At 61.2% G+C, this 14998-nt stretch carries 10 protein-coding genes, 1 tRNA gene and 1 pseudogene; 6 read left to right on the top strand and 6 right to left on the bottom strand.

The annotated features are described in order from the left end of the window. Nucleotides 1-77: 77 nt before the first annotated feature. A complete protein-coding gene (locus FQU85_RS09680) occupies nucleotides 78-416 on the bottom strand; it encodes a hypothetical protein (protein WP_145847326.1) in 339 nt (112 codons plus the stop codon). A gap of 214 nt (nucleotides 417-630) precedes the next feature. Between FQU85_RS09680 and FQU85_RS09675 the strand changes: the two genes are divergently transcribed. Then, nucleotides 631-5574 (top strand): hypothetical protein, encoded by a 4944-nt coding sequence (locus tag FQU85_RS09675; RefSeq protein ID WP_145847324.1) that lies wholly within the window; start codon nucleotides 631-633, stop codon nucleotides 5572-5574. 390 nt (nucleotides 5575-5964) lie between these two features. On the opposite strand, the gene FQU85_RS09670 is transcribed toward FQU85_RS09675, so the two are convergent. Then, entirely contained in the window at nucleotides 5965-6225 is a 261-nt protein-coding gene (locus tag FQU85_RS09670; RefSeq protein WP_145847322.1) for a hypothetical protein, read from the bottom strand. A gap of 528 nt (nucleotides 6226-6753) precedes the next feature. Here FQU85_RS09670 and FQU85_RS09665 point away from each other — a divergent pair. Continuing rightward, nucleotides 6754-8019, top strand: a complete 1266-nt coding sequence (locus FQU85_RS09665; protein ID WP_168219968.1) for a site-specific integrase — start codon at nucleotides 6754-6756, stop codon at nucleotides 8017-8019. Nucleotides 8020-8036: 17 nt separating this feature from the next. Here the strand turns inward: FQU85_RS09665 and FQU85_RS09660 are convergent, their stop codons facing one another. Further along, nucleotides 8037-9143 carry a site-specific integrase gene (locus FQU85_RS09660; protein WP_145847318.1) on the bottom strand — a complete coding sequence of 369 codons (1107 nt, stop codon included), beginning with the start codon at nucleotides 9141-9143 and terminating at the stop codon, nucleotides 8037-8039. Nucleotides 9144-9378: 235 nt separating this feature from the next. Further along, a tRNA-Glu gene (locus FQU85_RS09655) sits at nucleotides 9379-9453 on the bottom strand. Nucleotides 9454-9617: 164 nt separating this feature from the next. On the opposite strand from FQU85_RS09655, the gene FQU85_RS09650 reads away from it, so the two are divergent. After that, on the top strand, nucleotides 9618-10649 hold the full coding sequence (locus FQU85_RS09650) for a sodium:calcium antiporter (protein WP_145847317.1): 1032 nt from the start codon (nucleotides 9618-9620) through the stop codon (nucleotides 10647-10649). 285 nt (nucleotides 10650-10934) lie between these two features. Here FQU85_RS09650 and FQU85_RS09645 read toward each other — a convergent pair whose 3' ends face one another. Beyond that, nucleotides 10935-12029 carry a hypothetical protein gene (locus tag FQU85_RS09645; protein ID WP_145847315.1) on the bottom strand — a complete coding sequence of 365 codons (1095 nt, stop codon included), beginning with the start codon at nucleotides 12027-12029 and terminating at the stop codon, nucleotides 10935-10937. A 237-nt stretch (nucleotides 12030-12266) separates the two neighbouring features. Between FQU85_RS09645 and FQU85_RS09640 the strand changes: the two genes are divergently transcribed. Genes FQU85_RS09640 through FQU85_RS09630 form a run of 3 tightly spaced genes read left to right on the top strand, consistent with a single transcriptional unit; the run spans nucleotide 12267 to nucleotide 14768 of the window. After that, the gene (locus FQU85_RS09640) at nucleotides 12267-13250 is read left to right on the top strand and encodes an aliphatic sulfonate ABC transporter substrate-binding protein (RefSeq protein ID WP_145847313.1); all 984 of its coding nucleotides are present in this window, start codon (nucleotides 12267-12269) and stop codon (nucleotides 13248-13250) included. Beyond that, on the top strand, nucleotides 13247-14026 hold the full coding sequence (locus FQU85_RS09635) for an ABC transporter permease (RefSeq protein ID WP_145847311.1): 780 nt from the start codon (nucleotides 13247-13249) through the stop codon (nucleotides 14024-14026). The genes FQU85_RS09640 and FQU85_RS09635 overlap by 4 nt, the downstream gene beginning before the upstream one ends. Then, the gene (locus FQU85_RS09630) at nucleotides 14010-14768 is read left to right on the top strand and encodes an ABC transporter ATP-binding protein (protein ID WP_145847309.1); all 759 of its coding nucleotides are present in this window, start codon (nucleotides 14010-14012) and stop codon (nucleotides 14766-14768) included. The genes FQU85_RS09635 and FQU85_RS09630 overlap by 17 nt, the downstream gene beginning before the upstream one ends. On the opposite strand, the pseudogene FQU85_RS09625 reads toward FQU85_RS09630, so the two are convergent. Then, nucleotides 14769-14945 (bottom strand): annotated as a pseudogene (locus tag FQU85_RS09625) (HVO_2922 family protein); the annotation flags it as partial. It abuts the gene before it with no gap. Between the last annotated feature and the right edge of the window lie 53 nt (nucleotides 14946-14998).

Here is a 14998-nt window from a genome sequence, read left to right as displayed (position 1 = left end):
GTGTACCTGTAAGAAGAGAATGGCTGTGTGACCAGACTATTCGAGGTAGGGATCGGCTGATGCTCAGTTTGCTATTGTTACTTTCGAATTCGTCGTTTGGCGCGGGACTCCAAGACGTGGCGAGCATAACTCGCGTCGTCACGATTGCTTTCCGCAACTCCTTCGAACGTTTGCCGGGTGATCGGTTTCGTCACTACATCTCCGCTGTCGATCTTCCAAGCAAACGGTTCGTCGGGGTCGAGTCCTTGATCGTGCAGCCACCCTTCGTCCACTCGTAGTGACATCACAAGCTCGTCGCCGTATTCCCTCGCTTGTTCACGAGTTAGCGTTAGCGTATCGAGATAGTCGTCCTCCTTTGGGGTGGGCGTAGCCCATTCAACAGTCCATTCAGAGTCGAGATCCTTCCCCGGGGTCATTGTAGTGATTGTCCTGAGAGAGCGCTTTAGAGATTTCGCATGGTGCGGAATCTGAAGCTGGGTGCAGACGGTAGCAATCGACTCGTATCTTTCGTCGACGTGAAATCACCTCGCTTGGGTCGGTTGTTGTGAGGGAAAAACACTCAATGCTTGGCGGTGACACTCGTGGGTATGCGCAGTGCGAGGTTGGTCAAAGAGTTCTTTTGGAGGATGAATGAATCTCTCTGAGTATTCGGATTCGGCGGGGTTCGTACCGGATTCGGATGATGTTGCGTCGGTGTTTCGGCGCCACTTCTCGAATTACGAAGATACGAGCGGGGAGGTCTCATATCAACAACTACAGAACGAGGAGTCTATTCGGCGCCAGTATTCGGGTCGAGTACTCTTCGAACTCTTACAGAATGCCTTGGATCGCGCAGATTCGAAGGTGACCGTGGAAATCAGGGAGGTTGCATGGGAAGCGACGGACTATGCGCTCGTTGTCGGGAATGACGGGACGCCAATTCGCGTCAATCCAGAGTACGATTACGGAAACCCTCCTGAAACGAGTGACGACCGCCGCCCGGATTTCAACGCGCTGTGTTCACTGCACACGTCGAATAAGCTGCCGGAGGAGAGCGTCGGGAACAAGGGAATCGGGTTCCGGTCAGTGTTCTGGCTCGGTGACTTCGTCCGCGTCTGGAGCCAGTTCGCCCATCGATCGGGATGGTGGGGACTCGAGATGCACTCTCCGCTTGACCGCGCTACTTGGACAACCAGATTGGAGGTCCCAGAAGTCCGGGCTGGGCATCAAACATACTTGGGCAACATTGATGTTCAGGTTGGTGAGGAGGACCGCCGCCCGAGCTTCCACTTTCCGCTGCCGCTTGATGCTGAGCAGCCGCCAACCCCTGCGGATCTCCACGGCTTGAATACGGTCGTCGTCGTTCCGATTTTAGAACCACGGATAGACGAACTCCGAGAGTCGGTTGAGGCGATCCAGCAAGGGCACTTGAATTTCGTCGGGTTATTCGAGGATCGACAGAACCTGTCCGTGCAGTTTGAGACGCCGTGGCAGTCGTTCACCAAAGGAACCTGGCCAGAACACGACACCGAGGCCGGACAAGACTCGCTGTCGATCAGCCACTGGAAAACAGACTCGGAGCCGCTGGTAGCACTCGCCAAAGAGGCGGAACACGAATTATCAGCACCCGGTGCTGCCGTCGCGTGGCCAACGGACCCATCCCTTGATGCGGGGGAGTCCTCTGGTTCGTCACAATCGCGGGTTTACGGATATCTACCAACACTGATCAGCAGTCCGTTCGGCATTGATGTGCAGGGTGATTTCCAACTTCGAACGGATCGTACGAGCCTGCGACTTGATGATGAGACGATCGGGGCGTACAATGAAGCCTTGCTTGAGGTGGCTGCCGAAATTCACCTAAACAAGGTTCTCGCAGACGTGGGAGTATCGAGTGACGTGATCGAATGGGATTGGATTGAACCCACAGCGGTGCAGACAGCTTCAGGGGAGGAGTCGCCGACGTCGCCCCGGCCCGATCTGTGGCAGTTCTTGGATCCAGCTACCAGCCAGTCCGAGGCAGGTGAGATAATTGTTGACCATCTTGAGTCGTTGTTGTTCCTGAGTGACAACTCACAAGATGTCGAACGGTATCAACAGTGGTCAGTGTTGGCAACGGCATTCTTCGACGCTAGGGAACAGTGGCCAGTTCAGACGTACCGCGATTTTTGGACGGCGTCCAAGGGTTGGATCGACCGTGCCTGTAAGTACTCTAGCAGTACGAAGACATGGCGGACAACAGCGGCCGCGATGGGTGATGCACTCCGTGATCACCGAGGACGCGTCGCTCCTGTCACCGCGCAGAAAGAACTGCCGCCTGATGAGGACGTGCCGGCAGTCCCGTTACCGGAGCGCTCCGAGGCTGATGCGACGGTCGGGCGTGGAGAACGCCACACCCGTCGGCTATTTCTACGGCGCTCTGAGGAGACGGATCTCGAGTTGCCACGTGCGCTTCGGGAAGCGAATCGCGCGGTGACCTCATTTGATTTCCCGCCCGGATTCAGAAGCGAGGAGTCACCGCAGCCGCTCGGCGCGAGCCAATTCAATCGCTGGGAAGTACTTCGTGAACTCCGGCAGCTTCCCCACGACCTCGACACGTGGACATACTCACCTCTCGCTGAGGATACTGAAGAGGCGGCTGAATTGCAGTCTGACTTGATTCAGTTTGCTATGAATTTGTACGCGCTGGACTCTCAAGGAGGGACTGTTTCACCCGCAGAGTCTGATGAGTACGGTCCAGGATGGCGCGCGTTGCGGAATCACGTATATAGTGAGAATGCACGGACAGCCGGTCGGTCTATTGCTACGCTATTTCTCCCCACGACAGCTGGCAAGTGGGAACCCGCCCGGCAGTTGACGCTGGATCGTGTGGCGACGAATCGATTACCGTCACCGCCGGCTGACGTTGATCTCGATGACTTTCTGCTGTTTCTCGGCGTAACGCCGGCTCCACCGGAAGACGGGGTCCCGTTAACTCTGGTCGAAGGGGGCGACAATGGGATTGTGACGGAGACGCCGCCGGCGTTGAGTACGGCTGGCTCACAGTGGAGCCCTCTTCAGTTCGGAGAGGAACCGCGACAGGACGATGACGAGGAACCAACCGCGTGGGTACAGTCACTCGACGCCGCGTGGGAGTGGTTGGAGGAACTCATCACAGCGGAACGCCTAGAAATGGAGACGTCCGAAGGCGGTGGCCGTCGTCCACTGGAGTTAATTCCGCAACTACGGGACAATGCCTGGTTCCCAGTTGGGGGAACCGACTCGGAAGGCGATGTGGTTGCTGAACCGCCCGTAATTATAGAGGACCCACCGACACAGATTCCGCCCGCAAAGGTGACGTTAGTATCGGGACAGCAGCGACAACTCCCGCCCGTGCTGTGGAGTCTCTCAAAAGAAGCGCCGATCGAGTCAGAGTTGCTGACGGCCCTCGGTGCCGTCCCGGGCACCGATATGGATAGTTTGAGCAAGAATAATGCTGAGCCGGCTTTCAGATTGCTTGAACAACTGCACGAATTGACTGCCCCGATGCTCTCTGTCATCGAGGAAACGCCGAGGGCACGGCAGGCACTCCGGCAGCTTGTTGATCGATTGCTCAACACGATCGCGCGCGAGCACGAATCCGAAGAGGAAGAACTAGATATCCCTCTCCTCGTCTATCAAGGAGTTCCAGACAAGCGAGCACTCTCTGATAGGCCTCTCAAGTGGACCGACAGTGACGGTGTCTGGATCCCCACTGATACTGTCGAGCGGGAACGCATGCGTCGGTTCTTCCCCGATGTTCCCCTTGTCACGGCTATTATCGGGCGGGATACTCTCACGGGGTATGCCCCACTCAACGACCTCGCGTTCGAGATTACGCGTCACGTCCATCCTATTCACCAGGGCAGTCAGGATGGGATTGCCGTCGAGACACTCGACGCGAAAATCGAGGAAGTTGTTCCACATCTGCTCGCGTTAGCAGAAACCACGACGCAAGTCGATGTGGATCCAGCGGAGGCTGCGAACCGTTGGCGGAGTCGTGTCATCAGGCATGTCGATGATGCTTGGGTTGAGTTTGAGGCTATGTTAGGTGACGAGACACGACGTTCGGATCCGCAATTCAAAGGCGATTACAACCACGCACTGTTCCTTCAGGATACCCCACCGACGATAATCTTCGACACTCCGGAAGGGCAAGAAGGACCGCCACCGCTCGACGAATTCGGAGAGCCTCTAGTCGAACTCCTGCTTGAGGAGAATCGCGGAGGGGTTGGATCGTCATTTGCTCATGTTCTTGGCGCGTTTGAGTCAGGCGGGACTGACCGCGTGGAACGGATTCTTGAGAAGCACGATGCGATGTCACTTGTCGAGGCGTATGACCGTCATCTTCGACAGCTTGACGACGACGAATATGCAGCGTTACGGGACCGAATTCGGGAGGCGCTTGGAGCACTCGGCCTGGAACTGCGCGACTCGTGGACGCGACTCTCACATATTGGTCCTGAAGACATCGCTATGAGTAGCGCTCCGGGAGACGTAACGCACCAGGATGTCGAAGAAACGCTTCGTGGGCTGGAACTCACAGACGAGCAAGAACCGTTCCGCCCTCACTTCTCGTGTGTCGAACATCATCGAGCGGACTGGGAGGGTTGGTATTCGTCATGGGAGAATCGACTATGTGCCTATCTCCAGCACCTCATCGAGGCACACACAGGGCTTGCCATCTCTGAATCCGAGATAGCGAATCACCTTGACAAGTATGTCCGCGAAACGGCGTGTCAACGGGTCGTCTTCGACCCCAAAGTAGCCGTGATAGAATGGCTCCGCCGCGACCCGTTTGGGGCGTCCATCCCAAGCGCTGAAATCCCGGACGCAGATGAGCTTGAGACAAAGTTGCGGGAGTTCTCTCCGCGGTATGACCCCGTCGAAGAGGTCGTTACGTCCGATGAGGTCGGGTTGGCGAGGCCCGAGGTAGAACAGTCAAGCCCGAATGAAACAGGGAGCGGCATCGTTGAGTTGGAAGATTTGGAAGCTGAATGGGAGCAAACCAAGGCAGTTGGCGATGAAGCCGAGCAGGCCGCTCTATCGTGGATTACCGAGAGAACCGCGAGGTATCTCGATCAGGCGGCTGAGAACGGCGACTTTGCGACGGTCTCCGATGCACTCGTTTCTGCGATTCCGGGTTCCGGGAAAAGCGTTGAGACACTTCAGACAGCCCTCCGTGAGTGGGAAGAGACTCGGGACAGCGAGGTTCTTGAACGCGGCCTCCATATTTCTCGAACCTGGGATGGCGCTGGATATGATTTGATTGGGCTCAAAGAAACAGCGTCTGGCTTCGAACCGGTGCGTTACGAAGTGAAGAGTCTCCCGGAGGATGAAACCGGATTCAAGATTCATCTAACGCGCAATCAGCTCAGTGTGTATCGAAAGGTCCGCCTCGAAAATGATGCGGATCAGGACCCCCTCTACGGGGGTGATTGGAAACTCCTTGGTGTCAAACCAGACCGCCGTGCGATCGACCTCACGAACGAACTGGAAGAGCTTCCATCACGACTCCGACCACTCCAAACGGAAGGATACGATCACGATGGGTTATTGATCTATATCGACACCTCGTGAACAAACACGAAGAGCGAAGACACGCTCATCGTCGTGCTCAATTATCAACTCTCGTACCATCGAAATCGAGTGAGTTGTGAGCCACCCGAAACTCAAACATCTCCAACGGGGGGCTGATTTTGGTGAGATTACCGGCGGGGAAAAACCAGGAAACTAGGGAGTGACTGTTCCGTATGGCGGATTGGCATGCTCCGTGAGTTGGTTCGGTTGTGACACGCGTCAAAACGTAATTGTACGACTTCAAGAACTCATCAAATAGTTGATTGGGATTCAAGCCTCTCCTGCGAGTGCAGCTCTTCGTCACTGAACAGATCGTACCATCACTTGGCAGTATTTGCGTGCGAAATGTAGAAGAGCCGTTCAGCTGCCGAAGGTTGCGTCGTGGATATGTTATACTGTGAGATGCGTTGTATCTGTATCCGGAACGCCTACCCCAATCCACCGATTCCACCCAGCAGCTAGCCCTTGATCTTGTGACCAGTTCTCAATCCCTGAGACGACACTGTCGGCGTTGTGCAAGTCCAGATGGTCGGTGTATTCGTGGCGACGTGCCTCTTGTACTTGCTCAATTACGTCGGAGATTACATCCTGGTCGTTTGAGAACCGACTCTCTAACTTGGCAGCGAGTTCCGTCTCAAAGTCCTCGCTCATGGAATATTGATTGAAACCCCGTGTAAAAAGAGTTGACCTGCAAAAGTCATGTGCAAGCCCACACCCTTCGAACGACTTGGAAACGTCTACATCGACAGACTCAATGCTCGCAGTTCCTCGAGTTCGCTCTGGACACGTTTGAGGCGCTATTTCAGTCTCGCTTCGAGTGCAAAGTCGGTCTTCCCTCATCTTTTATATGTGGTTTTGGATTTGCCTCAGACTGATCCACATACGCTGTACTTTGTCTCGGGGCGTTTCTTGGTATGCAGCGGGGCCATACGACCGGATTGATTGGTCCCATCCGGTCTTTCATTTCACGAACTCAGTAGGTGGGATTCCAACCGTTACAGGGAAATGGAATTCGACAGATATCGCTCGGTTCAGAGGTTCGGAAAAGCTCTCCCCCAGTGGGTTCACCCCCTTGACCTAACCCTTATCCCTGTGCCATCGATACACTGGCGCTGATGATCACAGTAAGCTTCGGCACCCACGCCACACGTCCGGTAGACAGCAATGGAGGTGTGGAATATGGCGTTTGACCCAACGGACCCGGTCAGCCGGAAAACGAAAAACGTGCTGGAGAACGACCTCTGGGTCGTCATCGCAGCTGATTGGCAGCTGTTCTACGAGTGGATGCAGGAGGAGGGGAAAAACCCGGAGGCTGGGAACGGTCTGTCGGACAGCGTCGCTGCGAACTACGTGTGGCGGCTGGATCAGATTCATCGTGCGCTCTGGCAGGAGTTAGAACTTGATTCCGCTCTGGTTACCCCTGCCCAGGCATCTGCGTTCGTCGATCTATTGGAGAACGACGAGTTTCGAACGCAGGGCGGCGAGCCGTACGGCGGGAATAGCAAACGGAAGTTCGTAAATACGCTTCAGAAGTACGCCGTTTGGAAGGCACGGGAGTTCGACGCTGACGAATGGGCGGAGTGGGAGCCGCAGGAGACGTTCGGCCAGTCCTCGTATGACAGCTCGGACATTTTCGACCTCGAGGAGTTCGGCCGCTTAACGGAGGCGGCGAAACGTCTCAACGAGCTCCCGGACTACGAGGAGGCCACACCTGAGCAGCGAGACGAGATCAATGCTCGCTTGGCTCAGCGATTCCACAAGCCGAAATCACGGGTGAGTCCCGAGGACTGGGAGCACGAAGAGAACGGCGCCAAGATCCCGTCGCTCGTGATGACGGCCCAGGACCTGGCCCTCCCGCCGATCGAAATTCATCGGGCCACCGTCGATTGGCTCGACCTCGAACGGGGCGTCCTGGATATTCCGGAGGAGAAAGCGTCCAAGCAGCGCGAATCGACCGAGCTCTCGTTGTCGCCGCCGACGCAGGAACAGTTGGCGACGTGGCTGGACGAGCGCGAACAGTACGAGAAGTACGACGACACTGACGCCCTCTGGTTGAACGAGCGCGGGAATCGGTACACCTCGAAAACACTGAACGCCCTCCTGGAGAAGCTATGCGACGAGGCCGGGATCGATAGGGACGGCCGCAATATCACGTGGTACAGCGTCCGGCGGACGGCAGGAACGTACCTCAAGGAGTACGACAGCCTCGAAATGGCGGGTGACGTTCTCCGGCACAGGGATCTCGACACGACGGACGATCACTACTCCGAGATCGTCCGCGAGGTGCAGCGGACGTCGGTGAGTGGCGTTCGAGAACTCGGAGCGGCACGCGCTAGCGGCGAACTCAGTGAGAGTGAGGTTGGCCAGATCCTGAGTGGGAACGTGAGCGTGCTGTTGGAGTTGGTTAGAGAGTTGAACGGCGACACAGGGTCGATCGCGGAGTGAAGGCGCTGGGAGGCAGGCTACTCCATTCGGTTCAGCGCGTTTCGGCGGTCTTCGACGGGCGTCTGGTCGTACTTCATCGTCGTCTCGGGGCTCTTGTGACGGAGCTGCGCCTGTGCGGCGGCGAGGTCCTCTTCGCGGGTCATGTACGTGCCGGTGGAGTGGCGGATCGAGTACCAGGTCATACTTCGGTCGCCGGTGTCGATGCCCGCGATCTCACAGAGCTTGTTCACGAGGTACTTGAGCGAGTGCGAGGTGTGTTCGTTGCCGCGTTGGGTCAGCCAGAGCTTGTCCGTGTCCTCGTAGCGGTCACAGACGTCGCGGTGGTCGAGCCACCGGTCGAGGACGTCCGCAGTCCGGTCCTGGAGGCCGACGATCCAGTTGTCGGTGTTCTTCGAGGACTCCTCTTTCGGAATCCGGAGAACGGCGTTGTCGATATCGACCCAGTTCGTGGTTGCGCGTTGCACCTCGATGGGGCGGAGGCCGGCGTCGAGGCTCGCCCAGACGAGGCTCGGGATTTCCCAGCCGTTGGCCTGTTCCCAGTCTTCTCTGGTGATGTCTTCCTTGGGTTTCTCGAGGCGCTGGGCGAGGTACGCCAGCCACTTGTCGCGTTCGGCGCCACTGACGACCGTGTAGCCGGGGAGACTCCCGTACTCGAGCGCGGCCTCGCGGATGGCGGAGCGCTCTTCGAGCGTCAGGTAGTCCCGAGGGTTGGTCGTGCCGCCGTTCGTGGAGAACTGTAACTCGGGATCCCAGGGGTCCGTTCCGTGCTCGTGGTGGCGCCACTTGAACAGCATCATCACTGCCTTCCGGGAGTTGGACTTGTGCGCGTTGGACTTGTCCTGCTTGGCGAGGTGGCGCATATACGCGTCTGCGTGGTCCCGGGTGGGCGTGCCGGTGTACCCGTTTTCTTGCTCCCAGACCCACCGGTAGAACTGGTCCATGCGGTGGGAACGACACTTGACCGTCGTGAACGCGTAGCCCTCGGCTTTGTCGGGGTTCTTCCCGAAGTGGAGGAGCCACTCGAGGCAGTCCTCGCGCTGGTTACGATAGTCAACGCGCTGTCGTTTGTTGAGGTACTCGGCGGACGGTTCAGTGACGACCGAGATGTCGTCGAGGTCGCTCATCGGTCGTCCTCCACACCCCGTTGCTTGCCGCTGGGGGCATTGAAGTTCGTGAATTCGCCCGAAGGCGTCGGAATCAGGTCGGTGTTTCCGCTTGCCGAAATGGCAACGGTAGTTCTCGTGAAATCGCCAGATGGCGCGGGGGCGATTCGCGGATCGGAGACGTGCTTGCCGTTGGACATGGATTAATTTTCCACGTCACGAGTAGTGAAATCGCAGGAAAGGAGCGGGGTGAAAGTGCTCCGTCAGGGATTTGAACCCTGGTCCTTGCCGTGAGAGGGCAAGATGATTGGCCGGACTACACCAACAGAGCACTGGTGCGTTCGTCACGGGGGATCCCCGCTTCAGTTGATCCGAGGCACCGGCCATATTTAAACCTCACTTTTTGGAAGCGGTCTGTGGTTCCCTGCCATTCGACACGGCGGCCGCGAGTAGTTTCGGTGGCTTGATTCCCGTGGACGTGAGAGGGGGTGGATAATGGTCCTCTGGGGTCTAGTGCCGTCCTCACCGGCGGTAAACGTGCTCGTTCTGGTGGTCGCGACGGCGCTCGTCTGGGTGGGAAGCGGCTGGCTGGAGGCGTCCGCGGAGAACCTCGCGGCGTACTACGGCCTTCCGGCGGTCGTGCAGGGGTCGGTGGTGGTCGCGGTCGGTTCGAGCTTCCCCGAGTTGGCGAGCGTCGTGTTCGCGGCGCTCGCGGGTGCGTTCGACATCGGTATCGGCGCGGTGGTCGGGTCCGCCATCTTCAACGTCCTCGTCATTCCCGCGCTCTCGGGGCTAGCGTCGGACGACGACCTGTCCGCGAGTCGCACCATCGTCTACAAGGAAGCCCAGTTCTACATGCTCGCGGTGTCCGCGCTCATCGTGACGCTCGCGCTCGCGGTCATCTACGCGCCGGTCGCGGGACCGACGCTCGACGGCGACCTGACGCGGCCGCTCGCGATGATTCCGCTCCTCCTCTACGGCCTCTACCTCTTCATTCAGTGGCAGGACGTGAGCGACGCAGGCACGCCCGGAAACCCGAGCGTCTCTGCGCGGCGCGCGTGGACGACACTCGCCGTTGGGTTGCTCGTCATCCTCGTCGCGGTCGAACAGCTCGTTCACTCCGTCGAATCCCTCGGAACCACGTTCGGCGTCCCCGAGTTCCTGCTCGGCGTGACGGTCGTCGCGGCGGCAACGAGCCTTCCCGACACGCTCGTGAGCGTGCAGTCTGCCCGGGACGGGAACGGCGCGACGAGTCTTGGGAACGTCTTCGGGTCGAACACGTTCGACCTCCTCGTCGCCGTCCCCGTCGGCGTGCTCATCGTCGGCGCGGTCACCGTGAACTTCGCGGTCGCGGTGCCGATGTTCGCTGTGCTCACGCTCGCCACTCTCCTTCTGTTCACCGCGCTCCGCACCGGCCTCTCCCTCACCACCGCCGAGGCGGCGACGCTGCTCGCGAGCTACGTGCTGTTCGTCGCGTGGGTCGTCGCGGAGTCACTCGGCGTTACGAGCCTCATCAGAGGGGCGTAACTCACTCGTCGGGCGACTCGACGCCCGCGACTTCGAAGCGCCCGCCGGACGAACGCTCACGGAGAAGCGCGTCCAGCCGACCCGGGGGACGGCCCGCGTCGTCCGGCCGCGTCTCGCCACCCGCTCGCACGAGTTCGCTGTTTCCCTTCAGAACGGTGATGGAGGCTTCAGGTCGCGGGAGAGCGCTCGCCCGGAGTCGTGCAACCGCTCCACAGTTGCGCCGCGAGAGCGGCGGCTGCTCCACACGCGTCCACCGGAGGACAATCCTTCGTGGCGGGCGCGCGGTCACTCCTCGCGTTCGGAACCGGGTTCGTGACCGGGGAGGCTGACGACGTTCTCCCGGCCGATGCGGAGACGGCTGATCTCGTCCGCGTCCTCCATCTCGGAGAGCAGCATGCTCACCTTGGATTTCGACCAGTCCGTCTCCTCGACGATCTGGACTTGCCGCATCCGTCCGCCGTGGTCTTCCAGCAGGCCGCGCACGCGGTCTTCGTCCGAGAGTAGCTCCTCGTCCGGCACCGCCGGTTCGGTCGTTGCGCCACCCGCCCCGCCCGCGTCCGCGACTTCTTCGCGGCGGTACCGCCACCAGACGGCGCCGACGACGGCGGCGAGCACGAGGACGACGGCAAGCAGGACGGACACTAGCCACGGGGGGCCGGCGGGGGCAGCGCCGGATGTCGGCGTCCCGGCAGTGGTCGGAGTCGTTGCCGTTGTCGTGGTGAGCGGAGCGGTGGTGAGCGTGGCTTGTGGGCGTTCGTCCGCGAACTCGATCGGCCCGAACCACGTCACGGAATCGCTCGCCGCGACCGTTTGCCCGGACATCGAGTCCGGGTGCGGCCTGACGGACGCGAACCGCAAGCCGTCACCGGCTTCGATGACCAGCCGTTGATCCGCCCCGACGTACAGGCCGCCCTCGAAGAGGGCTCCGACGCGCACTCGGTCGCCCGCCACGCGCGCGAAGTTCGTCCACGTGAACGACATCTCGACCACGCCGAGGTTGTTACTCAGACCGGTGATGTACGCCGACCGCGAGAAGTCCGTGGCGTTCATCGACCGACTGGAGACGTTCTCCCCGTCGGCAACGAGCGCTCGCGCCCGGTCTCGGAAGTCCTCGTAGAGCGCGAGCGTCTCGTTCTCGAACCGCGCGGCGAACTCGCGGAAGTCCGCGCGCTGGGAGTCGTTTTCGAGCGGCGTCCGGTACTGGAACGTCCACTCCGCAGACCCGTCCTCGTGGACAGTGATGATGAAGTGGACGCTCGAAAAGGAGGGGGCGTCAGCCGTCCCGACGCTGCTCGCGTCGCCGAGCCCGCTCGCGGGTGCCACGCCCGCGAGCAGGACGGTCACGACGAGGAGTGTGCAGACGGCTGCGTCCCGAGTCATATCCGGAGACTGGGCCCCGGCGAACTAAATGTCTAAGGGTTCGTCGGAACCACCCGCACGCGGCCGCCCGGCAGGTATTGCAGGTGTCGCGGGTGGCTGGCGAACCGGGAAACGCCATCCTCCCGCGGTCTCGCGGCCCCACTCGGTCGAAGACGGGGATTGACGGGGAACGAGACGGGCGTAACGGCTGACGCGGTAGTTCGGGTTTTGACACTGCTAGCCCGATGGTGGGATACGATGAATCGACGAGCGTTCCTCGGCGCGACCGGTGCGGCGGCCGCGTCGTTGACGGCTGGCTGCATCGGAAGCGGAATCGTCGGCGGCTCGCGCACCGTCACCCTCGACTACGCCTACTACAACCCCGTGAGCCTCGTGCTCCGGGAGAAGGGATGGGTCGAGGCCGCGTTCGCGGACAGTGACGCGAGCGTCGAGTGGGTGTTGAGCCTCGGGAGCAATCAGGCGAACCAGTACTCGCAGAGTGGGGAGGCGCAGGCCGCGTCCACCGCCGGTATCGCGGCGTTGATGGCGCGCGCGAACGGCGTGCCCATCCGCACGGGCTACATCTACTCGCGGCCCGAGTGGACGGCGCTCGTGGCGAAGTCGGAGAGCGATATCTCGGAGGTCGCCGACCTCGAGGGGAAATCCGTCGCCGCGACGCTCGGCACGGATCCTCACTTCTTCCTCCTGCAGGCGCTCGACACCGCAGGAGTGAGCGAGTCCGACGTGGACATCGTGAACCTCCAGCACCCCGAAGGCCAGGACGCCCTCCTCCAGGGCGAGGTGGACGCGTGGGCGGGCCTCGACCCGCACATGGCCGAACTCCAGCTCGAACACGACGTCGACCTGTTCTTCCGGAAGCCCGCGTTCAACACGAACGGCACCCTGAACTTCCTCAACGGCTTCGTCCAGAACCACCCCGAGGACGTACAACGCGTGCTGCGGGCGTACGAACGCGGCCGGACGTGGGCCATCGAGCACCCCGAGAAGACCGTGTCCATCCTCGCGAACGCCTCGGAGATGTCGAAGCCGGTCGCACGGAAGGTGTTCACCGACCGCACCGACCTCTCCGCGCCCATCCCCGGCGACCAACACCAGGCGCTGCTCTCCGACCTCGCACCCATCCTCCACGAGAAGGGCTTCGTCGAGTCGAGCGTCGACCTCCAGACGGCTATCGGCGAGCTCGTGCAACCGTCGATAGCCAGACCGGTGGTGAGCGAATGAGCACGCGAACGTACGCGTTCGGGAGCGTGTCGCTCGACCGCGCCCGCTGGCTCATCGGCCTCGTCGTCCCGGCGCTCCTCGTGGTCGGCTGGCACGTCGCGGTCGTCACGGGCGTGTTCCCACCCTACCAGCTCCCGAAACCGCTCTCCGTGCTGGAGACGCTGTACTCGCTCGCGGCGTCGGGAGAACTCGCGACGCACGCCTCCATCACAGTGCAGCGCGTCTTCTTCGGGTGCGTGGTCGGAATGACCGTCGCCGTCCTCCTCGGCACACTCACCGGTATCTCGCGGACCGCGAGCGCGCTCCTCGACCCGCTCTTCCAGAGCCTGAAGAACATCCCGTCGCTCGCGTGGGTGCCGCTGTTCCTGCTCTGGTTCGGCATCGGCGAGGTGGCGAAAGTCCTCCTCATCGCCGTCGGCGCGTTCTTCCCCGTCTACCTCAACCTCTCCACCGGCCTGCACGCGGTGGACGACGCGCGTCGAGAGGTCGCGGAAGTGTACGACCTCAGCCGGTACGAGACCCTCACGTCCGTCGTCTTCCCCGCGGCGCTCCCGAACCTCTTCGTGGGCGTGCGGAGCGGCGTCGGCCTCGCGTGGATGTTCGTCGTCGCCGCGGAACTCATCGGCGCGAGCCAGGGCCTCGGCTTCCTGATGAAGACCGGGCGCGTGCTCTCGCGACCGGATCTGATCGTCGGCGCAATCGTGCTGTTCGCGCTGTTCGGCAACCTCACCGACCTCGCCGTCAAGGAGGTGGAGAACCGTGTCGTCGACTGGTGACGAACCCGCCGCGGTGGCAGTCGACGACCTGACGAAGTCGTACGGCGACACCGTGGCGCTCCGCGACGTGTCGGTGTCGGTCGGCCCCAGCGAGTTCGTTTCCGTCGTCGGCCACTCCGGCTGCGGGAAGAGCACGCTCCTCCGCGTGCTCGCCGGCCTCGAACCCGAGTTCCAGGGGGCGGCGAGCGTGGACGGAACGGACGTGCGCACCGAGGGCGGCGACCGCGTCGGTATGGTGTTCCAGGAGCCGCGGCTGCTCCCGTGGAAGACGGTGCGGGAGAACGTCGCCGTCGGCCTCCCGCGCGGCGTCGACCCCGACAACGAGGCCGCACGGGAGCGCGTCGATGTACTCCTCGACCGCGTCGGCCTCGCGGGGTTCGCGGACGCCCGACCGAGCGAACTCTCCGGTGGGATGGCGCAGCGCGTCTCGCTCGCCCGCGGTCTCGCGTACGACCCGACCGTGATGTTGCTCGACGAGCCGTTCTCCGCGCTCGACGCGCTCACGAAGTACGAACAGCAGGACTTCCTGCTCGACCTCTGGCGGGACAGCGACCTCACCGTCGTCCTCGTCACGCACGACGTGGAGGAAGCCGCCTACCTCGCAGACCGCGTCGTCGTGCTCGGCGGCCAACCGGGAACAGTCGAGACCACCGTCGATATCGCCGCAGACCGGCCGCGGGAGCGCGCGGAGTGGCTCGTCGACTACCGCGACCGCATCACGACCGCGCTCGGCGTCGAGTAACTACTCCTCGACCGGCGCGCCCGGCGCGTTCTCCTTCACGCTCTCCAGTCCCTGTATGGCCTTTTGTTTCGACGCGTACCCCTCGCCGGAGTCCGCGAGGATGTTGCCGTTCCGGTGGACGAGCCGCCACCGCCACTGGCCCGCGTCGTCCTCGTACACCTCGAAGCGCGCTTGCGAGTCACTCATGCGTGCCGGAACGGCTCCCCGCCGTGAAAAGCCTGGGGTGGGTG

This window comes from Salarchaeum sp. JOR-1 (genome assembly GCF_007833275.1).
Lineage (GTDB): Archaea > Halobacteriota > Halobacteria > Halobacteriales > Halobacteriaceae > Salarchaeum.
This window is presented reverse-complemented; position numbering and strand designations above follow the sequence as displayed.